Source organism: Novosphingobium piscinae (assembly GCF_014230355.1).
In the GTDB taxonomy this organism is placed as follows: domain Bacteria; phylum Pseudomonadota; class Alphaproteobacteria; order Sphingomonadales; family Sphingomonadaceae; genus Novosphingobium; species Novosphingobium piscinae.
Genome location: NZ_JACLAX010000003.1, coordinates 1 through 22606 on the forward strand (window position 1 = coordinate 1; position 22606 = coordinate 22606).

A 22606-nucleotide genomic window follows, 5' to 3' on the forward strand; every position below is an offset into this window, starting at 1 on the left:
GCCACCGCGCTGGCCGGCTGCGCCGCGCCCGAGCCCCAGCGCGCCCGCTTCGTGGCCGCCCTGGCCGCGCAGGACAGCGCGACCGCGGCGCTCGAGGGCTGGTGCGCCGCCAACCGGCTGGCCATGCCCGCCACGGTCAGCGCGGCCGTGCTCGACCAGCCGCCACCGCCCGAGCCCGCCGACGCGCGCCGGCTGCTGGGGGTGAGCGCAGAGGCCGCGCTGGGCTATCGCCATGTCCGCCTCAGCTGCGGCGCCAAGGTCCTGTCGGTCGCGCGGAACTGGTACGTGCCCGCGCGCCTGACCCCGGAGATGAACGCCGCGCTCGCCACCAGCCGCGTGCCCTTCGGCAAGGTGGCCGCGCCGCTCGGCTTCCGCCGCGAGCGGCTCGACACGCTCCCGCGCCGCAGCCGGGACTGTCCGGCCGGGACGATCCTCGGCCACCGCGCCCTGCTGCGCCTGCCCGACGGCCGCCCGCTGGCCCTGCTGGTGGAATGCTACACCCGCGCCAACCTCAGGCGCTGAGGCGCTGAGGCGGGGGGCAGCGGGCCGGCCCCACCACCGTTTCAGCGCAACCGAGCCCGGCCCTAGCGCCCCGCCGCTGCCGCCGGACGCGCGGCCGGCACGATCTGCGCCCGCCAGCTGCGCTCGCGGCTGAGGAACTGCTTCGCCAGGCCCTGCATGATCGCCGGGGTGGTCACCGTATAGTCGGGCATGATCGTGCGGATCGCGGCGAAGCGGCTCGGATCGGTGGTCGCGCCTTCCAGCTGGTACATGAAGAAGGCACTGCTGGTCGCGGCTCGGGTGATCTGCTGCTTGAGCGGTTCGATCACCCGGGCCAGCTCATCGGCGGTCGGCGGGTTGGCGACGAGGTCGGCAGCGATCTCGTCGGCGGTCTGGAAGAACACCGGCACGTCGCGCGGCTGGAGCTGGGCGATCGCGGTGATCGCCCCACCGCTGTCGAGATCGAGTGGCCAAGACGAGAACACCTGCGGGGCATAGCTGGCCCCGAGCTTTTCGCGCATGCGGTCGAGCAGGCGGTTGGTGAACAGGTTGGTGAGGATCTCGAGCTGACGTGACACGCGGACCCCCGCCATGCCGCCCCCGGTCGGCCAGGCAACCAGCGCCGCAGCCTGGTTGGCATCGCCGTGATGGGTCAGCACGGCCGGCGCGCCCCCGCCCGGCGGCACCTGCGCCGCGGTCGAGGCCATGGCCTCGGCCGCCGGTGCGCGCGGCGCCAGCGCGCCGAAAGTGCGGGTCAGCGCCTCGACCGTGCTGTCGCGGTTGATATCGCCGAACACCTGCACCTCGATCGGGCCCGAGGCGAGCACCGGCTCCCACACCTTGCGGAACCCGGCCGGGCTGGCCGCCTCGATCTCGCCCGGCGTGGGCGTGCGGTAGCGCGGATCGCGGTTGTGCTGCAGCCACTTGAGATCGCGCTGGAGCACGCCCTGGGGCGAGGCCGCGAGGCCATCGTACTGGAGCCGGCTGGCGGCGCGGGCGCGCAGCACCGGCGCCTCGTCCCAGCGCGGCATCGCCAGCTTGGCGGCGAACAGGTAGAGCTGGTCGGCCAGGTCGGCCTGACGCGTGTCGGCGCTGAAGGTGAAGTCGGCGTCGTCGATCTTGAAGTCGAAGCCCATCTTGCGCCCGGTCGAGATGCGGTCGAGCTCCTCCTGCCCGAGGGTCGCCTCGCCCGAGCCGACCAGAGCCATCTGGCCGAGCTGGATGTAGGGGGCGTCGTCAGGCCCGAAGGCGCGGTAGCCCGCCCCGAAACGGACCTTGACCGTGACCCGGCCGGGTTCGTCGTTGCTCGGCCAGATCAGCGCCTTGACGCCGTTGGCCAGCTCGATCTGCTCGATCTGGCCGATCCCGGTCGGGACTGCCGCGGCCACCCGGCCCGGCGTGCCGATCGGGGGCAGCTGGTCGAACGAGATCGGCTTGTTGGCGAGGCGCGCCTTGCCATCGGCCACCACCGGCGCGGCCAGGGCCTGGCGCAGCAGCGCCGCAGTGCCATCGGCCGCGCGCGGAGTGACCAGCACGCCGCGCGTCACGGTTCCGGCAAACAGCTGGCGCGTGTGCTGCAGCACCGCTTGCGGCGTGATCAGCGGGACCGATTCGCGGAAGATGCGCAGGACCGCGTCAGGATTGGCCACGGTCTCACGGATGTCGACGGCCTGGACGATATCGTCAGCCAGCCGCGAGCCGGGCTGCAGCGCCTGCTGCTCCTGCGCACTGGCGAAGGCCACGTCGAGTTCGGCGACCTCGCGGGCGATCTCCTCGGCGGTCGGCGGGCTGGCCATGGCGTCGGCGATCACCGCGCGCACGTCCTTCACCGCCGCGCGCCAGTCCTCGCCCAGCGGGGTCACGCTGACAAAGGTCGCATCGGTCGAGCGCGAGACGTCCTGCTGGTTGACCTGGGCGACCAGAAAGCTGCCGCCGCCCCGCGCGCGCGCCTCGAGCCGGCGGTTGATCACGGCCTGGGCGATCTGGTCGATCATCAGGCCCTGGTTGTAGGCGACCGTATCGTTCACCGGCCGCCACGGGCGCAGCGTGGCCCAGGTGATGTTGCGCGGCAGGTCGGGCTCGACCAGCACCCGGGTCTGGCCGATCACGCTGCCCCCGCCGGGGGCCTTGACCGCGCCCGGGGGGGCAACCGGATCGCCGAAACTGGGCGCCGGCGTGTGCGGGCCCGGCGGGCTCCATCCGGCGAACCACTTCTGCACCAGCGCCTCGAGCTCGGCGGTGGGACGGTCCCCCGCCAGCACGACCACCGTGTTCTCGGGCCGGTACCAGCGGGCGTGGAACGCGCGGACAGTGGTCTGGTTGGCGGCGGTCAGGGTCGCCTCGGTGCCGATCGGCGAGCGGGTAGCCAGCGGCTGCCCGGCGTAGAGCACCTCGCGCAGGGCATCCTGCACGCGGGCGGCCGCGCCGCCGCGCTCGCGCTTTTCGGCCAGCACGATCGGCAGGTCGGTCTGGATGTTCTTGTCGCTCAGGGTCGGGGCGATGACCATGCCCGAGAGATACTTCATCGATTCGTCGAGCCCGGCCGGGGTGGCGTCGGGCAGGTCGATCGAGAAGGTCGTCCCGGTCGGCGTGGTCTCGGCATTGGTGTCGCTGCCGAACGAGGCGCCCAGCCGCTGCCAGGCGTGGATCGCCTCGCCCTCGCCCAGGTATTGCGACTGGCGGAACACCAGATGCTCGAGGAAGTGGGCATAGCCGCGCTCGTGCTCGCGCTCGAACAGCGAGCCGACGTCAACGCGGACGCGGATCGAGACCTGTCCCGGCGGGACGCCGTTGCTCCGCACCGCATAGCGCAGCCCGTTGGGCAGCTCGCCGAAGACCCATTCCTTGTCCTGCGGCACGTCGCTGCCACGGTACAGCCACGGACCGGGCGCCGGCTTGGCGGCAGGCGCGGCCGTGGGGCTGGTCGGAGCGGGTTTGGCCAGAGCGGGTTTGGCCGGAGCGGTCGCCGCCCGCGGAGCGGGCCGGGTGCGCGGGGCGGCCGCATCGGCCGGAGGCAGGACCAGCGCCAGGGCCAGCAACGGGAGAGTGAGAAGGGCGGTGCGGGCGGCGCGGGCAGACTGGCTCATCGCCCCCGGTATAGGGGGGCGATTGCTGAAGGACCAGTGAATAGGCCTGCCCGAACGCACAGGCCCGTGCCGGTCGGGATCAGGGTCGTGCGGCGCCCGGAGCCGGGGCCGGTGCCCCTGGCGCCGGGGCCGCGGCGGGCGGCGGCGGGGCGCCCGCGGCAGCACCCTGGCGCATCGCCTCGACCTCGGCCGCGGTGCGCGAATCGAGCAGTTCGACCTGGAACACCAGGCTGGCGTCGGCCGGGATCGGACCGGCACCCTCCTTGCCGTAGCCGAGCGCTGCGGGGATGCAGAAGCGCCAGACCGCGCCGCGCGCCATCAGCTGGAGACCCTCGCCGAAGCCGGGGATCACCCCGTCGACTTTCATCGGCGTGCGGGTGTTCTGGTCGAACACCTTTCCGTCGGCGGCCAGATAGCCGATGTAGTCGATCAGCACATAGTCGGTGGCGCCGGCCTTGGGCCCGGTGCCGGGGCGCAGCTCGGCATAGCCCAGCCCCGAGGGGGTGGCGCGATCACAGCTGCGCTGCGCCGCCGGGACGATCGGCTGGAGCGGCAACGGAATGATCGCCGCGGCGCCCGGGGCAAGCGGCGCGGCCGCCGGCTTCGCCGCGGCGGCCGGGGAAGATGCGGGGGCGGCGGGGGCGGCGGCCGACAGGCTGGCGGAGGCGCCGAGCAAGGCGATTGCGGCAAGGGCCGGGGCGGTCTTGGTCATCGGCGGGTGTCTCCGTGCAGCGACCGGCCGGTCGACCCCGGACGGCAGAACCGCGGCCTTAGGCGCGCACGGAACAGGCGGCAAGCCATCGCACCGTCCCTCTGCCGCCCCCGTCCTGCCGGGCCCGTCCAGCAGGCCTGTCCTGCTCCGCCTGTCCTGCTGGACCCTTGACCGCCGGCCAAGCGCGCCTACATCAACTGGGATCATGTACATCGAAACCGAACTCACGCCGAACCCGGCCACGCTCAAGTTCCTGCCCGGCCAGCCGGTGATGGCCGCGGGCACCCGCGAATTCACCACCCCGGAAGAGGCGGCCAGCTCGCCCCTGGCCGAGGCGCTGTTCGAACTGGGCGACGTGACCGGCGTGTTCTTCGGTCGCGATTTCGTCTCGGTCACCGCGGCGCCCGGGGCCAACTGGGCCGATCTCAAGCCGCAGGTCGTGGCGATCCTGCTCGATCACTTCGTCTCGGGCGCACCGCTGTTCGCCGGCGGCGATGCGGGCGGCATCGCGGTGCCCGCCGGGGCGGACGACGAGACCTTCGGCGACGATCCGGCCGACGCCGACGTGGTCGCCCAGATCAAGGACCTGCTGGAAACCCGGGTGCGCCCGGCGGTCGCCAACGATGGCGGCGACATCATCTACCGGGGCTTCCGCGAGGGGGTGGTCTACCTGACCATGCAGGGCGCCTGCGCCGGCTGCCCATCCTCCTCGGCCACGCTCAAGCACGGCATCGAATCCCTGCTCAAGCACTACGTGCCTGAGGTCAGCGAAGTTCGCGCGGCCTGACCCGCGCGGTGGCCGCAACGCTCGTCATCGACAGCGCGACCGAGGCCTGTTCGGTCGCGCTGCTGCGAAGCGGGCAGGTGATCGCGGGATCGTGGCACATGCTGGGGCGCGGCCATGCCGAGCAGCTGGTGCCTCTGATCGCAGCCCTGCCCGACCGCGGCCGCGCTCCGCGCATCGCCGTGGCCCGGGGGCCCGGCAGCTTCACCGGCCTGCGCGTCGGCCTGGCAGCGGCCCGGGCCCTGGCGCTCGCCTGGCAGGCCGAGCTGGTCGGCTATCCCACTCTCGCGCTGCTTGCCGCCCAGGCGCGGGCGACGCATGGCGCCGTGCCGGTTGGCGTGGCGATCACCGGCGGGCATGGCGAATGGTTCGTCCAGAGCTTCGCCGCTGATGGCCTGCCCGTCTCGGACCTCGCCGCCCTGCCCCCCGCCGCGGCGGCCGCGGCGCTCGGCTGCGCGCTGGTCACCGGCAGCCAGGCCGAGGCGCTGGTATCGCTGCGCGGACACGGTACGGCCTTGCCCGCCTGGCCGGACGCGCGCGCCTTCGCGCAGCTGCCCGAGGCCCTGGTGACGGCCGAAACCGCGCCGCTCTATGGCCGCGCACCCGATGCCCGCCTGCCCGGCACGGTCGCGGCATGACCGCGATGCTGGCCGAGGCCGACGACGTCGACCGGATCATGGCCGTGATGGCCTGCGCCTTCGATCCCGAATTCGGCGAGGCCTGGACCCGGCGGCAGGTGGAGGATGCCCTGATCCTGGGCAATTGCCATTACTTGCTGGCCGGCGTGGACGGCGTGACGACCGGGGCGATGCAACCGGCCGGCCCCACCGCGGGCTTCGCGCTCAGCCGCACCAGTTGCGATGAAGAAGAACTGCTGCTCTTCGCCGTGGCACCGGAGTACCGGGGCTGCGGCATCGGCGAAGGATTGCTGGCCGGATTTGCCGAAGCCGCACGGCATCGCGGCGCGGTGCGACTGTTGCTGGAAATGCGCCGGGGCAATCCGGCCGAATCACTCTATCGACGTCACGGCTTTGTTCCGGTCGGGGTCCGCAAGAATTATTACCGGACACTAAGTGGACCAAGGCTGGATGCGATCACTTTCGTCAGAACGATGGATGCTTGAACCAGTTTGAGTGCAAAAACCGGTCAAATTGCGCCATTTTGCAGCGCAGCATCACGTTTTTCATCTTGTATTCGAATAAACGCAGGTTCAGGAGAAACTATCTCCGAACTTGATCCTTTTCAGGCTGGCAGGCCGGAGCAAACATAAGGTCGTACACTTCAAGGATTTCACCATGGACAGTCCGCAAAGCGATATCAGTGAAACGCTGATCACTCTCACGTCCGACATCGTGGCTGCGCATGTCAGCAACAACAGCGTTTCGGTCGGTGATCTTCCGACGCTCATCAGCAATGTCTACAATGCTCTGTCCGGCCTGGGCCAGACCGCCCCGGTGGAGGAAACCCCGCCGGAACCGGCCGTGTCGATCCGCGCTTCGGTCAAGCCCGATCACATCGTCTGCCTGGAAGACGGCAAGAAGCTGAAGATGCTGAAGCGTCACCTGATGACGCACTACAACATGACCCCGGAACAGTATCGCGCGCGCTGGAACCTGCCCGCCGACTATCCGATGGTCGCGCCGGACTATGCGGAGAAGCGCCGCGAACTGGCGAAGAAGATCGGCCTCGGCCGCAAGCCCGGCGCCAAGCCGGCGCGCGGCCGCGCCAAGGCCTGACCGCGCGGGTCACCGCCCGCGCCGCACCTGTGGGTAGCGGCGCGCGGCGGCGGGCCGCGCCGGTTGCGAAAATGCCTCGTCCGGTGCATATCGGACGAGGCATTTTTCGTCGGGGCCCGCCCCGCACGATGGAAGTGGACCCAAGGTGCACCAACAGATCGATATCGAGGCGCTCTGCAACGAGCGCGGCTTGCGGATCACCGAGCAGCGCCGGGTGATCGCCCGCGTCCTCTCCGAGTCCGAAGACCACCCCGACGTGGACAAGCTCTATGAGCGCGCCTCGGCGCTGGACCCGGGCATCTCGATCGCGACGGTCTACCGCACGGTGCGCCTGTTCGAGGAAGCCGGCATCCTCGACCGACACGATTTCGGCGATGGCCGCGCCCGCTATGAGGCCGCCCCCGAGGCCCATCACGACCACATGATCGACGTCGAGACCGGCAAGGTGATCGAGTTCGTCGATCCCGAGCTTGAGGCCCTGCAGCGCCAGATCGCCGAGCGCCTCGGCTACCGCCTGGTCGATCACCGCATGGAACTCTACGGCGTGCGGCTCGATCGCGAAGGGGCTGCCACCCCGCCGCCGGGCCTGCGCCGGCGCTGATGCCGCCAGCCGGGCCGGTCAGCCCGCCGTCAGCCGCACCTCCGGCCTGGGAACTCACCGTGCCGGGCCGGCTGCGCATCGCGCTGCGCCTGACGCTGATCGTGCTGGCCCTGCTGGTCTGCGTGCCGCTGCACTACCTCTATCGCGCCTTCGCCTACGGCTCGCCGCTGCCCAAGCTGTTCCTCTACCTGACCACCCGCATCGTCGGCGCACGGCTGCGGGTGATCGGCACGCCGCTGCGGCGCGATGCCTTCGTGCTCGCCAACCACGTCTCGTGGATCGACATTCCCGCGCTCGCCGGCACCAGCGGCACGGCCTTCGTCGCCAAGGCCGAGGTGGCCGGCGTGCCGGTGATCGGCTGGCTGTGCCGGCTCAACCGCACGGTCTTCGTCCAGCGCGAGGCCCGGCTCAACGTCGCCGAGCAGATCAATGCCGTGCGCGAGGCGCTGGCCGACAACTGGTCGATCACGGTCTTTCCTGAGGGCACGACCACCGACGGCTGGTCACTGCTGCCGTTCAAGTCCTCGATCCTCAAGGCGCTCGATCCGGCGCCGGCCGGGATCCTGGTCCAGCCGGTCGTGATCGACTACGGCGCCGCCTCGGCCGAGATCGCCTGGGTCGGCGACGAGCCGGGGCTGACCAATGCCCTGCGGGTGCTGGCGCGGCGCGGCGGCTTCGACCTGGCGGTCCACTACCTCGATCCCTTCACCCCCGCCGAGGCGGGCGATCGCAAGGCGATCGCGGCCGAGGCGCGGCGGCGCATCGAGGCCCGGCTGGAGGCGCTGCGCGGGGGACCGCTCCGCCCCTTTGGCCTCCCGGTCGAGGCCGTGGGTTACAGCGCCAGGGTCGCGCCGACCGAGGGCTGACCTCAGCCCCGGCCGCGGTAGGAGGCGACGCCCTGGTCGGGCACCCACAGCCCCTCGGGCGCGGCGCCGCTCTGCCAGAACACGTCGATCGGAATGCCGCCGCGCGGATACCAGTAGCCGCCGATCCGCAGCCAGCGCGGGGCCATCTCGCTGAACAGGCGCTGGCCGATCCCCACGGTGACATCCTCGTGGAACCCGGCGTGATTGCGGAAGGCGCCGAGGAACAGCTTGAGCGACTTGGATTCGACGATCGTCGCGCCGGGGGCGTAGTCGATCACCAGATGGGCGAAATCGGGCTGGCCGGTGACCGGGCAGAGCGAGGTGAATTCGGGCGCGGCGAAGCGGATGCAATAGAGCGCGCCGGGGCGCGGATTGGGGACATAGTCCAGCACGGCCTCGCCGGGCGAGGCGGGCAGCGCGCTCTGGCGGCCAAGGTGCAGCGGTTGCGGAGATTCGGTCATGCCCGCGCCATGCCCGCGCCGCGCCGGAGGCACAAGCCGCCTCTGTGGTCAGGCGGGCTGCGGCGCGGGTGCAACAACCCAGTGCAATCGAACGCGAATTCGTTGCATTAGCCCTCGACGCCGCCGATCGGGACGCGTAGTCCTGTTCGCATTCGCAGCGCAGGAGGAGGGCGCGCGGGATGGAAAGCCTGGTTTCGACCGATTGGCTGGCCAACGAGATGGGCGCCAGCGACCTCAGGATCGTCGATGCGAGCAAGCACCTGCCCGAGGCGGGGCGCGATGCCGCGGCCGAATATGCCGCCGGCCATATCCCGGGCGCGGTGTTCCTCAACCTCGACGGGCTGGTCGACCAGACCGCCGCCATCGAGAACACGCTCCCCACCGCCGAGAAGTTCGCCAGCCGCATGCAGTCGCTCGGGCTGGGCGATGGCAGCCGGATCGTGCTCTACGACGATTCGGCGATCCGCACCGCGGCCCGCGCCTGGTTCATGCTGCGCATGTTCGGCGCCACCAACGTGGCCATCCTCGACGGGGGCATCGCCAAGTGGCGTGCCGAGGGCCGCGCGCTCGACACCGGCCAGCGCAACCTCCGGCACCGCCACTACACCCCCTGGCGCGACGCCGCGCAGGTGCGCGACAAGGCGCAGATGCTGGCCAATATCGCCAGCGAAGCCGAGCAGGTGATCGATGCCCGCGGCGCCGGGCGGTTCACCGGCGAGGTGCCGGAAACCCGGCCGGGCCTGGCCAGCGGCCACATTCCGGGATCGCTGAACGTCCCCTACACGGCGCTGTTCCAGGTCGACGGCACCTTCAAGGATCGCGCCAGCCTGCGCCGCGTGTTCCTTGACGCGGGGATCGACCTGTCGCGGCCGGTGGTGACCAGCTGCGGCAGCGGGGTCACCGCCTGCGTCGTGGCCTTCGCGCTCCACCTGATCGGCAAGGACGACGTGGCGCTCTACGATGGCAGCTGGACCGAGTGGGGCGCCGATCCGACCACCCCCAAGGCCCAGGGCCCGGCCACGCCCCGCTCGCGCGTCGGCGCCTAACGCCACCTGCCAGCTTGCCGCCACGGCGCGGGCTGGCTAGCACCCGGACATGGCCAAGACCCCGTCCCGTCCGCTCCATCCCGCCACCCGTCTGGTCACCGGAGGACGGCGGAGCGAGTGGACCGGAACCGCCGCGCAGCCCGGCGCCGTGGTCAACCCGCCGGTCTACCGTGCCAGCACCCACCTCTATCCCGATACCGCCGCGCTCAAGACCGGCCCCGCGAAAAACGAGGACGGCCGCTTCTACTATGGCCGCCGCGGCGCTCCCACCCAGTGGGCCCTGGCCGAGGCGCTGACCGAGATGGAACCCGGCGCGGCCGGGACCATGCTCTACCCCTCGGGCGTCGCTGCGATCTTCGGCGCGCTGCTGGCCGCGCTGCGGCCCGGCGACGTGCTGCTGATGACCGACAACGCCTATGAGCCCAGCCGCGCGCTCGGCCGGGCCTGGCTGCACGAATTCGGCGTCGAGACGCGCTGGTTCGACCCGCAGGATCCCGCCGCCTTCGCCGCGGCGCTGTGCCCGCGCAGCAAGGTCGTGCTGCTGGAAAGCCCGGGCAGCCTGACCATGGAGGTGCAGGATATCCCCGCGCTCGCCGAGGTTGCCCATGCGCAGGGACTCTGCGTGATTGTCGACAACACCTGGGCCGGCCCGCTCGGCTTTCCAGCGCTGACCATGGGCGCCGACATCACGGTGATGAGCCTGACCAAGCATGTCGGCGGCCATAGCGACCTGATGATGGGCAGTGCCGCCGCCGGACCGGAATGGTACGCAAAACTGCGCCGGATGGCCCAGCTCACCGGGCAGGTGGTCTCGCCCGACGATGCCGCGCTGGCGCTGCGCGGGCTGCGCACGATGGGGCTGCGGCTGCAGCAGGAAACGGCCGCCGCCCTGGCCCTCGCCGAATGGCTGGCCGGGCGCGACGAGGTGGCGCGGGTGCTCTGCCCGATGCTGCCGGGCTCGCCGGGCCATGCCCTGTGGCAGCGCGATTTCACCGGTGGCTGCGGGCTGTTCAGCGTGGTGCTGCGCGGCAAGGATGCCGCCGCGCGCAATGCCCTGATCGACGCGTTGGAGCTGTTCGGGATCGGCTATTCGTGGGGCGGGTTCGAAAGTCTGGTCACCCCGCTGGACCCCGCCGGCACCCGCAGCGCGACCCCCTGGCCCCTGCCCGACATGGACCCGGCCGACCGCTTCGGGGTGCGCCTGTCGATCGGGCTCGAGGCGGTGGAGGACCTCAAGGCCGATCTGGAGCGCGGACTGGCGGCCTGGCGGGGGGCGGAGGGAGCCTAAGTCCGGGCGACCCATTGCGTCCGAGGTCGGACTTGAAATCACGCTCTGGTTCCGCACCCAGGCCCGCTCAGGCTGAGCCTGTCGAAGCCCACGCGGGGCGGATGAGCGTGGTGTTCGCAGCCTTTCCACCACGAGGCACGGTCGCAGGAGTGTGGGGCCGCTGACAGCGCGTGGGCTTCGACAGGCTCAGCCTGAGCGGGGTTTGGGGATGTTCGATCTATTGCCATGCAGCCCAAGTCCGACCTCCGCCCCACCTTGCCCGGCCGTTTGGCCCTTCCCCACCCCGCCTGCTCACCAAGGCCCCCGCCCCAAGCTTTCCTTCACCCCCCGCAACCCATTCTCGCTGGCAAGTCAGTCCGTTCGCGACCATCTGCGCCCCCATGAGCGAAACTGCCCCCCGTGTCGGAAAGGTCTGGCTGGTCGGCGCCGGCCCCGGTGATCCCGACCTGCTGACGCTGCGCGCCGCGCGGCTGCTGATGAACGCGCGGGTGATCGTCCACGACGGGCTGGTCGAACCCGCGATCCTCGAACTGGCGCCCAAGGGTGCGCGGTTCGTCTCGGTGGCCAAGAGCCGGTCGCGCCACACGCTGCAGCAGGACGAGATCAATGCCCTGCTGGTGCGCGAGGCGCTGGCCGGGCATGAGGTGATCCGGCTGAAGGGCGGCGATCCCTTCGTGTTCGGCCGCGGCGGGGAAGAGGCCGAGGCCTGCCGGGCCGCCGGGGTGCCGGTGGACGTGGTCCCCGGGATCAGCGCCGCGATGGGCGCGGCCGCCGCAGCCCAGATCCCGCTGACCCATCGCGAGGCCGCGAGCATGGTGACCTTCGTGGCGGGCCAGTGCAAGGGGCTGACCGAGCAGGACTGGTCGGGACTGGCCGGCGCGGGCCGGACCCTGGTGATCTACATGGGCGTGGCCACGGCCGAACAGATCGCCGAGAAGCTGATGGCCGACGGGCTGGCGCCGGAAACCCCGGTGGCGGTGATCGAAAACGCCACGCGCCCGACCATGCGGGTGCTGCGCGGACCGGTCGCCGGCCTGGCCGACCTGGTCGAACGGCAGCGGGTGAAGAGCCCGGCGCTGATCGTGATCGGCGCGGTGACCGCGCGCGACGAAACCGAGCTGCGCGCCCTGGCGCTGGCGCATGCCCACTGAGGGGGTGGACAAGGACCGATGAAGATACTGACAGGCAATGATCTGAAGACCGGCGCAGTGACCTGGTGGACCGGCGAAGGCTGGTCGCTCCACGTGGCCGAGGCGGTCGACGTGGGGGACCAGGGCGACGCGATCGCCGCGCGCGAGAACGCCGCGCGGCGGGTGGTGTCGCCCTATGTGATCGATGGCGAGACCGCCGCCGATGGCCCCCGCCCCGCCCACATCAAGGAGCGCATCCGCGCGCTGGGCCCCACCGTGCGCCTCGACCTGTCTCTCAAGCCGGCTGATCCCGCCGCCGGAAACTGGGTGATCTGACCATGTACCAGTACGATTCCCATGACCAGGCCATGGTCGATGCCCGCGTCGCCGAGTTCCGCGACCAGGTCCGCCGCCGGCTCGACGGCAGCCTGGCCGAGGAGCAGTTCCGTCCGCTGCGGCTGATGAACGGGCTGTACCTCCAGCTGCACGCCTACATGCTGCGCGTGGCCGTGCCCTATGGCACGCTGAGCTCGGCGCAGATGACCATGCTGGGCGACATCGCCGACAAGTATGATCGCGGCTATGGCCACTTCACCACCCGGCAGAACATCCAGTACAACTGGATCAAGCTGGAAGAGGCCCCCGACATCCTGGCCGATCTCGCCAAGGTCGAGATGCATGCGATCCAGACCAGCGGAAACTGCATCCGCAACACCACCAGCGACCAGTACGCCGGCGCGATCGCCGACGAGGTGGTCGACCCGCGGCCCTATGCCGAGCTGATCCGCCAGTGGTCCACCTTCCACCCGGAATTCAGCTTCCTGCCGCGCAAGTTCAAGATGGCGGTGATCGCCAGCGAGACCGACCGCGCCGCGATGCGGCTGCACGACATCGGCATCCAGATCCTGCGCAACGACAAGGGCCAGCTGGGCGCGGCGTTCTATGTCGGGGGCGGCATGGGCCGGACGCCGATGATCGCGCCCTGCATCAACCCGTTCGTGCCGATCGACCAGATGATCACCTACTCGGAGGCCTGCCTGCGGGTCTACAACCGCTATGGCCGGCGCGACAACAAGTACAAGGCGCGGATCAAGATCCTGGTCCACGAGCTGGGCAAGGACGAATACACCCGCCAGGTCGAGGCGGAATTCGCCCATCTCCTGACCCAGGGGATCGAACCTCCGCTGGCCGAGCTCGAGCGGATCAAGGCGCAGTTCACCGATCCGGCCTTCGCCACCGGCCTGAGCGATGCGGTCGACCGCAGCGATCCCGATTTCGCGGTGTGGCTCGACAACAACGTGCAGGTCCACAAGCAGCCCGGCTATGCGATCGTCACGATCAGCCTCAAGCCGGTGGGCGGCATCCCGGGCGACGCCTCGGGCGACCAGATGCGGCTGATGGCGCAGCTGGCCCGGGCGTACAGCTTCGACGAGCTGCGCGTCACCCATGCCCAGAACATCGTCCTGCCGCACGTGCGCAAGGCCGATCTCTACACGGTCTGGCAGCAGCTCGAGGAGGCCGGCCTCGGCACGCCCAACCTCGACAAGATCGGCGACATCATCGCCTGCCCCGGGCTCGACTACTGCTCGCTCGCCAATGCCCGCTCGATCCCGGTGGCGCAGAAGATCAGCGAGCGCTTCGCCGGGCGCGAGCAGGAGATCGGTGAGCTCAAGCTCAAGATCTCGGGCTGCATCAATGCCTGCGGGCACCACCATGCCGGCCACATCGGCATCCTTGGAGTCGATCGCAAGGGGGTCGAAAACTACCAGCTGCTGCTCGGCGGCAGCGAAGGCGCCGACACCTCGCTGGGCACGATCACCGGCCCGGGCTTCAACGAGGAGGGCATCGTCGACGCGGTCGAGAAGGCCACTTCGGTCTATCTCGCCAACCGCCATGCCGGCGAGCGCTTCCTCGACACCTATCGCCGGATCGGCATGGCCCCGTTCAAGGACGCCATCTACGCAAAGGACGCCGTGTAATGGTCGAGACCCAGCTGCGCTTCCGCGATGACGAGCCGGCCGGCGATCCGGCGGTGACGGTCGATTCCTTCGGCGAGCAGACCAATGCCGCCGCCGTACGGATCGAGCCGGGCGACGATGCCCGCGTGCTGCTGCCGCATCTTGACCGGATCACGCTGGTCGAGGTGAACTTCCCGGTGTTCGGCGACGGCCGGGGCTATTCGGCGGCGCGGATCCTGCGCGAGGCAGGCTATGCCGGCGAGCTGCGGGCGGTGGGCGACGTGCTGATCGACCAGCTCGCCTTCCTGCGGCGCTGCGGCTTCGACAGCTTCGCCCCGGACCAGCCGCTGAACGCGGCCGACGCCGAAGCGGCGCTGGCGCGCTACCCCGAGGTCTATTCGCCCACGGTCGACGGCCGCGCGCCGATCTGGGCCAAGCGGCACGGGCTGGCCTGAGCGCGTGACCGCCCCGATCCGCAAGATCGACCTGCTCGACACCGGCCCCCGCTTCGGCGAGGCCGATGCCGCGCAGCTCAATGCCCGGTTCGACGGGGCGGCGGCGGGCGACTGGCTGGGGCAGGTGCTGCGCGAGGGGCTGGCCGGCCGGGCCGCGGTGGTCTCGAGCTTCGGCGCCGAGAGCGCGGTCCTGCTCCACCTGGTGGCGCAGATCGATCCCGGCACGGCCGTCCTGTTCCTCGATACCGGCAAGCATTTCGCCGAGACCCTGGCCTATCGCGACGCGCTGGTGGCGCGGCTGGGGCTGACCAACCTGCAGGTGCTCACCCCCGATCCGGAACGGCTGGCGGCGCGCGACGGCAACGGGCTGCGCTGGTCCTACGATCCCGACGGCTGCTGCGAGATCCGCAAGGTGGCCCCCCTTGCCCGTGCGCTGGCCGGGTTCGATGCCTCGATCACCGGGCGCAAGGCCTTTCAGGCGGCCACCCGCGCGAACTTGCCGCGGATCGAGCTCGACCGCTCGGACGCGCAGGGGCGGCTCAAGCTCAACCCGCTGATCGACTGGACCGCCCAGGACATCGCCGCCTATTTCGCCGCGCATGACCTGCCGCCGCACCCGCTGGTGGCCCAGGGCTATCCCTCGATCGGCTGCTCGCCCTGCACCAGCAAGGTCGCCCCCGGCGAGGATCCGCGCTCGGGCCGGTGGAAGGGCTGGGACAAGACCGAATGCGGCATCCACGTGCCCGGCGCCGACGAGGGCGAACTGCCGCCGGGGTTCGATCCGGTGTTCTGATCCGTTTCCGTCAGCTCCGGCTTGACGGGGATGTTCGCGCTGAGGCGCAGCGCGCTCGCTCCTTGCGGCGAAGCCGCATGGTTCGTGATGACTGCAGCCGGGCAATCCGGTGGTCAGGCCCGCTGCGCGGTATCCCGCGCGACCTCTCTGCGGCTGAAAACCCGGCGCGCCAGCCGCTAGAGCCAGCCCTGCGCGCGGTACCAGTCCGCCGTGGTGCACAGCCCCTGGCGGGTTTCGATCCGGGCGGTCCACAGGCGCTTGGGCGGGCGGGCGCGCTCGCGCACGACCCAGTCGGGATGGACCATGTAGCCGACCCGGTCCGCGGTGAGCTTGGCCTTGTCCTTGCGCAGCGCGACATCCAGCCGCGAGGCCAGCGCCAGCACCCGAGGTGCCAGGTGCAGCACCCAGGGGCGGCGCCCGACCGCCCAGCCGATCGCGCGGGCCATCTCGTAGTGGCTCCAGCCGCCCGGCCGGCCATCGTCCGGTTCGACGGTCTTGCGGACCACCGCGGCGAGCGGCGGAACCAGCGCCAGCAGCAGACGCGCCAGATCGTCGACATGGATCACCGAGGTGCGCCCCACCTTGGGCGGCATCGGCACGACGCGCCACTTCGCCGCCTTGAACATGTCGAGCGTCTCGCGGTCGCCCGGGCCATAGATCCAGGCGGGGCGGACGATGGTCCAGTCGAGCCCGCTGGCCTTGACCAGTTTTTCCGCCTTGGCCTTGGAGGCGCCATAGGCCGACAGCGCCGGCTCGCGCGCGGAGAGCGAGGACACGGCGATGAAGCGCCGCACGCCGCTCTGCTTGGCGGCCTCGACCATGCCCAGCGTCCCGGCCACGTTGCCCGCCTCGAACCCGGCGGGATCGGGCGCATTGACCACACCCGCCACATGGATCACCGCCTCGGTCCCGCGCACCAGCCGGGCCAGCGCCGCCGGGTCGGAGAGATCGCCGTGGATCCAGGTCAGGTTCGGCCGCGGCGGCTGTTCGCGCCGGGTCAGCGCGCGCACGGCATAGCCCTCGCTCAGCGCCCGCTCGAGCAGGGCCTGACCGACAAAGCCGGTCGCCCCCGTCATCGCGATCAGGGTCACAGCAGGACGAGCTGGTCGCGGTGGACCACGGCCGAGCGCGGGGCATAGCCGAGCAGCGCGGCCTGCGCGCTGGTGTGCGTGCCGATCAGGCGCGCGCATTCGGCGGCGTCGTATTCGGACAGGCCGTGGGCAAGGACCGCCCCGTCCGGGCCGGCAATCGCCACGGCATCGCCGCGGGCGAAGTCGCCGGCGACGGCCACGACCCCCTTGGCGAGCAGGCTGGCCCCGCCAGCCAGCGCCCGCGCCGCGCCGGCATCGACCGTCAGGCTGCCCTTGAGGCGCAGCCGCCCCCCCAGCCAGGCCTTGCGCGCGCCGGCCTTGCGGCGCGGCAGGAACAGCGTGCCGATCCCCTCGGTGACGACCCGCGCGACCGGCGCCGGGTGGGTGCCATTGCCGATCACCAGCGCGATCCCGGCACGCTCGGCGATCTCGGCGGCCTGGAGCTTCGAGGTCATCCCGCCCGAGCCCAGCCCCGAGGCCGAGCCCCCATCGGCCATCGCGCGGATGTCCGGGGTCACGCCATGCACCACTGGCAGGCGCACTGCAGCGGGATCGGCCGGGTTGCGATCGTAGAGCCCGTCGACATCGGACAGCAGCAGCACTGCGCTCGCCCGCGCCGCCTGCGCCACCCGCGCGGCGAGACGGTCGTTGTCGCCAAAGCGGATCTCCTCGGTGGCGACCGAATCGTTCTCGTTGATCACCGGCACCGCGCCGGCGTCGAGCAGGCGGCCCAGCGTCGCGGTGGCGTTGAGGTAGCGGCGGCGATCCTCGAGGTCCTCGAGCGTCAGCAGCAGCTGCGCCGCGGTCAGGCCGTGCGCGCCGAGCAGGTCGGCCCACAGCCCGGACAGCGCGATCTGCCCCACCGCGGCGGCGGCCTGGGCATCGGCCAGGCTGCCCCGCCCGCCCTTGTCGAGCCCCAGCGTGCGCGCGCCCAGCGCGATCGCACCCGAGCTGACCACGATCACGTCCTGCCCGCGCGCGCGCGCCGCGGCGAGTTCACCGACCAGACCTTCCATCCAGGCCCGGCGCGGACCGTCCGGCGCGACCAGCAGCGCCGAGCCGACCTTGACGACAAGGCGGGGGCAGCGGGCCGGATCGGCGAGGTCAGGGAGCGCGTTGATCTGCATCGGCCCCGGCGCTTAGCGGGTGCGGCGCGGCATGGCAAAGGGGGGTTGAGACGGGCGTTGGGAATTCCGGGTCGGTCGATGGCGGAATGCGTCCGCTGCGGCATCGACGCATCGGGTGCACGCCGTTGCGCCAACACCCCCTCCCCCGCTCAGCCTGAGCCTGTCGAAGGCCATGCGCGGCGGAGGGTCTTGGCGCCTGACGCCAGCGCGCAGGGCTGAGGCATCGCGTGGGCTTCGACCAGCTCAGCCTGAGCGGGCCTGGGTAGCAGGTCGGCGATTCGGCCGGACCGGCGCCGCCGCTCGCCTCAGATCGGCGACCAGGGCGTCTCGTCGGTCTCCTCGCGCTCACCGGCGGGACGTTCGGTCGCGGTTGCGGCTGGCAGGTAGGCGCTTACCGCATCGAGCAGCGCATCGATTCCCTTGCCGGTCGCGCCCGAAATCGGGAAGACCTCGGCGGCCCCGGCCGCGATCAGCTCGGCGCTGAACGCCCGGACCAGTTCGGCATCGACCAGATCGATCTTGTTCAGCGCGATCAGCCGCGGCTTGTCGTCGAGCCCGGCGCCATAGGCGGCGAGCTCTTCCTCGACGATCTCCATCGCCTCGACCGGATCGGTGCCCTGCACGTCGATCAGGTGAATCAGCACCCGGCAACGCTCGATATGGCCAAGGAAGCGGTCCCCCACCCCGGCACCATCGGCCGCGCCGGCGATCAGGCCCGGGATGTCGGCCAGCACGAACTCGCGGTCGCGGTGGCGCACCACGCCCAGCTGCGGGCGCAGCGTGGTGAAGGCATAGTCGCCCACCTTGGCCTTGGTGTTGGTGATCTGGTTGATGAAGGTCGACTTGCCGGCATTGGGCAGGCCGACCAGGCCGGTATCGGCCAGCAGCTTGAGCCGCAGCCAGACCCACAGCTCCTCACCGGGGATGCCCGGCTGGTGCTGGCGCGGGGCACGGTTGGTGCTGGTCTTGTAGCTGGCATTGCCGCGCCCGCCCATTCCGCCCTCGAGCAGCACCACGCGCTGCCCGGCTTCGGTCAGGTCGGCCAGAACGGTCTCGCGGTCCTCGTCCGAGATGATCTGCGTGCCCACCGGAACCCGGATCACCAGATCCTCGCCGGCCGCGCCGGTGCGGTTCTGGCCCTGCCCGTGGCCACCCCGGGGGGCCTTGAAATGCTGGGTGTAGCGGAAGTCGATCAGCGTGTTGAGCCCGGCCACCGCCTCGAACACGATATCGCCGCCCTTGCCGCCGTTGCCGCCGTTGGGCCCGCCATACTGCACGTACTTCTCGCGCCGGAACGCCACGGCTCCGGGACCACCGGAACCCGCGCGAATGTAGATCTTGGCCTGGTCTAGAAAATGCATGGGAGCGTCGTTAGCCGTTTGTGGTGCGAATGTCGCGCGTGGCCTTCGACAAGCTCAGGCTGAGCGGGGGTGGGACGAGCCAGTGCGCTGGAAACTGGCTCAGCCCGGAGCGAGAATGGTGCCGATCGAGAACCGGAGCGGAGCGGCCATCGAGGCCGTGAGCACCGGAAGCGCAGAGCGGTGCCGTTCGCAGCCCGGGATGGGGCAGTTTACAGTGCACTGGTGGAGCCGAGGGGGATCGAACCCCTGACCTCGTCATTGCGAACGACGCGCTCTCCCAGCTGAGCTACGGCCCCGTTCCAGTGCGAGTGCGAACCGGTGGACAAGCCCCCGGTACGCGGGAGCGGCCCCCTTAGCGAAGCGGGCCACGGAAGAAAAGGCCAAAGTTGCCCGGCCCGCCGGCCAGTACCGCCTACTGCGCGGCCGGCCCGGAGGTGCTGGCCGCGGCAGCCGAGGCCGTGGCGCCATACTTCGTGGTCCAGCCCGCCAGCTCGGTGCGATAGGCGTCGTAACGGCGGAAGAAATCGTCGAACACCACCTCGATCGCGGGCAGGCTGCGCTGGGCGAAGCCCTCCAGCTCGGCCGGCTTGATCAGCAAGGCGTCGCGGCTGACCGCCAGCACCGCGGTGCAGAAATCGGCCATCGTCGGCGGCAGGGCGAAGTGGTTGTAGACCTCGGTCATGTAGCGCTCGCGCGGGACGACGAAGCCGGACCCGTACTTGCCCTTGAACTCGGCATCGATCGTCTTGTTGGCCTTGGCCAGACCCTTGTCGTGGGCCTTCAGGAAGGCGCGATAGTTCGGCACGATCTCGGCATGATCGGCGGCCCGGCAGTTGAGCGCGGCGACGTTGTAGGCCGAGCGCAGGTTCCACACGGTCTGCGCCGGGGTGATGTTGCGATTGACGCTGTAGCGCAGTCCCGCGGCGTCGACCGGCGGGACCACCAGGTTGGGGGAAGCGCCGTTGGGCGGAGTCGGCCGCGGCGGGATGACCACGGCCACCGGAGGCGGCGGCGGAGGGGGCAGCGGCGCGGGCGGCGGGGCCTCGGGTCCGCAGCCGGCCAGCAGCAACAGCCCAACCAGCGTGGCGGCAGCAAGGCCGCGGCCCCGTGTGCGTTCGTGAATCATGTCCCCAACTCTTTCCTGCTCGTGCCGCGACAGCCGCGCTGCCGGGATCTCGGGTCAACGCTTATCCCGCGAACCGGCAAAATAAAATGCCCGGCGAGCGGGTTGCGCGCGCCGGGCAGTTCGGTTGGTCGTACGTACAGGTGCGATCAGCGGCGATCGCCGAGCAGCTGCAGCAGGAAGGTGAACATGTTGATGAAGTCGAGGTAGAGGCTCAGCGCCCCCATGACCGCTGCCTTGCCGGCGAAATCGGTCCCCGCGACATACTGGTACATGCCCTTGATCCGCTGGGTGTCATAGGCGGTCAGGCCGGCGAAGATCAGCACGCCGAGCAGCGAGATCGCCAGACCCAGACCCTGCGACGGCCAGATCATGTTGATGATCATCGCGGCCAGCAGGCCCCACACGCCCATGATCAGGAAGCTGCCGAAGCCCGACAGGTCCTTCTTGGTGGTGTAGCCGACCAGGCTCAGCCCGGCGAAACCCGCCGCGGTGGCGAAGAAGGTCGAGGCGATCGAGGGGCCGGTGTAGACGAAGAAGATCGACGACAGCGACAGGCCCATGGCCACGCTGAAGGCCCAGAACAGGCTCTTGATCGTGCTGGTGCTCATCCGGTTGAGACCGAAGTTCATTGCCAGCACGAAACCCAGCGGGGCCAGTGCGATCAGCCAGCGCAGCGGGGTCGCGAAAACCGCCGCGGCCGCGCCCGATGAGGCGAAGACCAGCGCGACGATGCCCGAGAGCAGCACGCCCGAGGCCATGTAGTTGTAGATCGACAGCATGTACCGGCGCAGACCCATGTCATAGGTCGCCGTCCGGTTCGCCGGGTTCAGGCTCGGGGACGCGCCGAAGCCCGTCCGGGTGGGCTGAGGGTCGTTCCAGTTTGCCATTGTCAGCTCTTGCTCCAAGTCAGGTCCGGAAGTGGACCGATGATGGGAATATCGCCCTTCACCCCTAACGATTCAAGAACAACCGGCGAAGCCATTTGTGACAAAATGTGTCGGAGCATCGCGGGCCGTGGTGGCGACCGCTAGGGATGCGCCGCGCAACAGCCGCGGCCAAGGTCGTCCTACCCCGCCGTCCGCGCTTCCTCGCTCATTTCCACGCTGCGATCGTGCGCGGCGCGCAGGGTGTCGGTCATCAGCGCAAGCAGCCGGTCCTCCGCATCGAGCACGTTCATGCCCGCGCGGGTGGTGCCGCCGGGGCTGGCAACGCGGTCGGCGAGGTTGCCGGGCGAATGCTCGGAGGCGGCGGCAAGTGCGGCGGCACCCTCCACCATCGCCAGTGCCAGCCGATCGGCCTGATCGCGCGGCAGGCCCAAGGCGGCCGCGCCGCCCGCCAGCGCATCGATGACACGGTAGACGAAGGCCGGGCCGGAGCCGGCGAGCGCGGTGACGAGATGCATCGTCTGTTCGTCGACCAGCCATTCGGCCTGGCCGAGCGGGGCCATCAGGCGATCGACCGCGGCGCGGTCGGCCGCGCTCACCTCGCCCACCAGTCCGATCGGCGACTTGCCCAGCGCCACAGCCAGATTGGGCATCACCCGAACAATGCCGCGGGCACGCGGGAAGCGCGCGCGCAGGGTCGCCAGCTCGACCCCGGCGAGGATCGAGAGCACCACCGTGCCCTCGCCTGCCAGCGGCTCGAGCCCCGGAGCGATCGCGGCGAACTGCTGCGGCTTGAAGCCCAGCAGCAGCATGTCGAACGGGGCCTCATCGGCGGGCGCGCTGCGCAGCAGGCGAACCCCGTCGGGCGCCGCGGCGAGCTGGGGATCGACCACCGTGAAGCTGGTCGCGGGCATCCCGCCGGCAAGCCAGCCAGCCAGCATCGCCCCGCCCATGTTGCCACAGCCCAGCTGGAGCAGGCGCATGCCGCTCAGGCCTCGCCCGCGGCGTCGACCAGCGCGCTGGCGAGGGCTTCGGCCGGGGTCTTGTCGCCCCACAGGATGAACTGGAAGGCGGGATAGAACCGGTCGCACTCGTCCACCGCGGCCTCGACCGCGGTCTGCGCCTGGGCGATCGAGAGCAGGCCCTCGTCGCCAAGCATCAGCGCATGGCGATACAGCAGGACCATGCCGTTCGACCACACGTCGAAGTGGCCCAGCCACATCTGCTCATTGACCAGCGCCAGCACCTCGAACATCGCGGCGCGCTTGTCCTCGGGCACGCGGATGTCCGGCAGGCACAGCAGCTGCAGCACGTGATCCTCGCGCCGCCAGATCCCGCGCACCTGGTACTTGGCCCAGGAGCCCTGGACCTCGCCGGTCAGCTCGTCGTCGCCCACGTACTCGTAGGGCCAGCCCCGGGCCTCGAAGAGCGAGGCCAGCATGTCGACAGGGGCAGCATCGTCGTCGTCGCGTTCCATGTCGTTCTGAACGGTCCTCACATCTACTCCTGTCGGCTCCCGGCGCGAGCGGTTCGGAACCGGGCCACGGATGGATGCTTCCACACGGCACTCAGCGACAATCCACCCTGGTCGCTTGCCTGC

General features: G+C 70.6%; 24 protein-coding genes and 1 tRNA gene. 14 read left to right on the top strand and 11 right to left on the bottom strand.

Annotation, left to right across the window (positions count from 1 at the left end; all coding sequences use genetic code 11):
* Window positions 1-522, top strand: a 522-nt coding sequence (locus tag H7F53_RS03675) for a hypothetical protein (protein ID WP_185678143.1), incomplete at its 5' end; no start/stop codon positions are given.
* A 62-nt stretch (window positions 523-584) separates the two neighbouring features.
* On the opposite strand, the gene H7F53_RS03680 is transcribed toward H7F53_RS03675, so the two are convergent.
* Window positions 585-3587 (bottom strand): M16 family metallopeptidase, encoded by a 3003-nt coding sequence (locus tag H7F53_RS03680; RefSeq protein WP_185678144.1) that lies wholly within the window; start codon window positions 3585-3587, stop codon window positions 585-587.
* Window positions 3588-3666: 79 nt separating this feature from the next.
* Window positions 3667-4299 carry an FKBP-type peptidyl-prolyl cis-trans isomerase gene (locus tag H7F53_RS03685; protein ID WP_185678145.1) on the bottom strand — a complete coding sequence of 211 codons (633 nt, stop codon included), beginning with the start codon at window positions 4297-4299 and terminating at the stop codon, window positions 3667-3669.
* Between the two features lie 205 nt (window positions 4300-4504).
* Between H7F53_RS03685 and H7F53_RS03690 the strand changes: the two genes are divergently transcribed.
* The 6 genes from H7F53_RS03690 to H7F53_RS03715 all read left to right on the top strand — a co-directional run bounded on the left by H7F53_RS03690 (window position 4505) and on the right by H7F53_RS03715 (window position 8286).
* A complete protein-coding gene (locus H7F53_RS03690) occupies window positions 4505-5086 on the top strand; it encodes a NifU family protein (RefSeq protein WP_185678146.1) in 582 nt (193 codons plus the stop codon).
* Window positions 5087-5094: 8 nt separating this feature from the next.
* On the top strand, window positions 5095-5721 hold the full coding sequence (gene tsaB, locus H7F53_RS03695; protein ID WP_185678147.1) for a tRNA (adenosine(37)-N6)-threonylcarbamoyltransferase complex dimerization subunit type 1 TsaB: 627 nt from the start codon (window positions 5095-5097) through the stop codon (window positions 5719-5721).
* Window positions 5722-5726: 5 nt separating this feature from the next.
* Window positions 5727-6206, top strand: a complete 480-nt coding sequence (locus H7F53_RS03700) for a GNAT family N-acetyltransferase (protein WP_185678400.1) — start codon at window positions 5727-5729, stop codon at window positions 6204-6206.
* 172 nt (window positions 6207-6378) lie between these two features.
* Window positions 6379-6819 (top strand): Ros/MucR family transcriptional regulator, encoded by a 441-nt coding sequence (locus tag H7F53_RS03705; RefSeq protein WP_185678148.1) that lies wholly within the window; start codon window positions 6379-6381, stop codon window positions 6817-6819.
* A gap of 145 nt (window positions 6820-6964) precedes the next feature.
* A complete protein-coding gene (locus H7F53_RS03710; RefSeq protein ID WP_185678149.1) occupies window positions 6965-7420 on the top strand; it encodes a transcriptional repressor in 456 nt (151 codons plus the stop codon).
* On the top strand, window positions 7420-8286 hold the full coding sequence (locus tag H7F53_RS03715; RefSeq protein ID WP_185678150.1) for a lysophospholipid acyltransferase family protein: 867 nt from the start codon (window positions 7420-7422) through the stop codon (window positions 8284-8286). Before H7F53_RS03710 ends, H7F53_RS03715 begins: the two co-directional genes overlap by 1 nt.
* 2 nt (window positions 8287-8288) lie before the next feature.
* Here H7F53_RS03715 and queF read toward each other — a convergent pair whose 3' ends face one another.
* Entirely contained in the window at window positions 8289-8747 is a 459-nt protein-coding gene (gene queF, locus H7F53_RS03720) for a preQ(1) synthase (RefSeq protein WP_185678151.1), read from the bottom strand.
* Window positions 8748-8926: 179 nt separating this feature from the next.
* On the opposite strand from queF, the gene sseA reads away from it, so the two are divergent.
* The 7 genes from sseA (at window position 8927) to H7F53_RS03755 (ending at window position 15417) form a co-directional block, all read left to right on the top strand.
* Window positions 8927-9793: a 3-mercaptopyruvate sulfurtransferase gene (gene sseA / locus H7F53_RS03725; RefSeq protein WP_185678152.1), complete on the top strand. Its 867-nt coding sequence runs from the start codon at window positions 8927-8929 to the stop codon at window positions 9791-9793.
* 49 nt (window positions 9794-9842) lie between these two features.
* Entirely contained in the window at window positions 9843-11081 is a 1239-nt protein-coding gene (metC, locus tag H7F53_RS03730; protein ID WP_185678153.1) for a cystathionine beta-lyase, read from the top strand.
* A gap of 380 nt (window positions 11082-11461) precedes the next feature.
* Entirely contained in the window at window positions 11462-12232 is a 771-nt protein-coding gene (cobA, locus tag H7F53_RS03735) for a uroporphyrinogen-III C-methyltransferase (protein ID WP_185678154.1), read from the top strand.
* An 18-nt stretch (window positions 12233-12250) separates the two neighbouring features.
* Entirely contained in the window at window positions 12251-12547 is a 297-nt protein-coding gene (locus tag H7F53_RS03740; protein ID WP_185678155.1) for a DUF2849 domain-containing protein, read from the top strand.
* A 2-nt stretch (window positions 12548-12549) separates the two neighbouring features.
* Window positions 12550-14190: a nitrite/sulfite reductase gene (locus H7F53_RS03745; RefSeq protein WP_185678156.1), complete on the top strand. Its 1641-nt coding sequence runs from the start codon at window positions 12550-12552 to the stop codon at window positions 14188-14190.
* Window positions 14190-14624: a DUF934 domain-containing protein gene (locus H7F53_RS03750; RefSeq protein WP_185678157.1), complete on the top strand. Its 435-nt coding sequence runs from the start codon at window positions 14190-14192 to the stop codon at window positions 14622-14624. The genes H7F53_RS03745 and H7F53_RS03750 overlap by 1 nt, the downstream gene beginning before the upstream one ends.
* 4 nt (window positions 14625-14628) lie before the next feature.
* Window positions 14629-15417 carry a phosphoadenylyl-sulfate reductase gene (locus H7F53_RS03755; protein ID WP_343061893.1) on the top strand — a complete coding sequence of 263 codons (789 nt, stop codon included), beginning with the start codon at window positions 14629-14631 and terminating at the stop codon, window positions 15415-15417.
* Between the two features lie 176 nt (window positions 15418-15593).
* Here H7F53_RS03755 and H7F53_RS03760 read toward each other — a convergent pair whose 3' ends face one another.
* The 8 genes from H7F53_RS03760 to H7F53_RS03795 all read right to left on the bottom strand — a co-directional run bounded on the left by H7F53_RS03760 (window position 15594) and on the right by H7F53_RS03795 (window position 22483).
* Complete coding sequence (locus H7F53_RS03760) at window positions 15594-16493, bottom strand: NAD-dependent epimerase/dehydratase family protein (protein WP_246438519.1); 900 nt, start codon at window positions 16491-16493, stop codon at window positions 15594-15596.
* Between the two features lie 11 nt (window positions 16494-16504).
* On the bottom strand, window positions 16505-17635 hold the full coding sequence (gene proB, locus H7F53_RS03765) for a glutamate 5-kinase (RefSeq protein WP_185678159.1): 1131 nt from the start codon (window positions 17633-17635) through the stop codon (window positions 16505-16507).
* Window positions 17636-17940: 305 nt separating this feature from the next.
* On the bottom strand, window positions 17941-18996 hold the full coding sequence (gene obgE, locus H7F53_RS03770) for a GTPase ObgE (RefSeq protein ID WP_185678160.1): 1056 nt from the start codon (window positions 18994-18996) through the stop codon (window positions 17941-17943).
* 220 nt (window positions 18997-19216) lie between these two features.
* A tRNA-Ala gene (locus H7F53_RS03775) sits at window positions 19217-19292 on the bottom strand.
* A gap of 116 nt (window positions 19293-19408) precedes the next feature.
* A complete protein-coding gene (locus H7F53_RS03780) occupies window positions 19409-20122 on the bottom strand; it encodes a hypothetical protein (protein ID WP_185678161.1) in 714 nt (237 codons plus the stop codon).
* Window positions 20123-20268: 146 nt separating this feature from the next.
* Window positions 20269-21009 carry a Bax inhibitor-1/YccA family protein gene (locus H7F53_RS03785; protein WP_185678162.1) on the bottom strand — a complete coding sequence of 247 codons (741 nt, stop codon included), beginning with the start codon at window positions 21007-21009 and terminating at the stop codon, window positions 20269-20271.
* Window positions 21010-21188: 179 nt separating this feature from the next.
* Window positions 21189-21989: a pyrroline-5-carboxylate reductase gene (gene proC, locus H7F53_RS03790; RefSeq protein WP_185678163.1), complete on the bottom strand. Its 801-nt coding sequence runs from the start codon at window positions 21987-21989 to the stop codon at window positions 21189-21191.
* 5 nt (window positions 21990-21994) lie between these two features.
* Window positions 21995-22483: a type III secretion system chaperone family protein gene (locus tag H7F53_RS03795; RefSeq protein WP_185678402.1), complete on the bottom strand. Its 489-nt coding sequence runs from the start codon at window positions 22481-22483 to the stop codon at window positions 21995-21997.
* Window positions 22484-22606 lie beyond the last annotated feature (123 nt).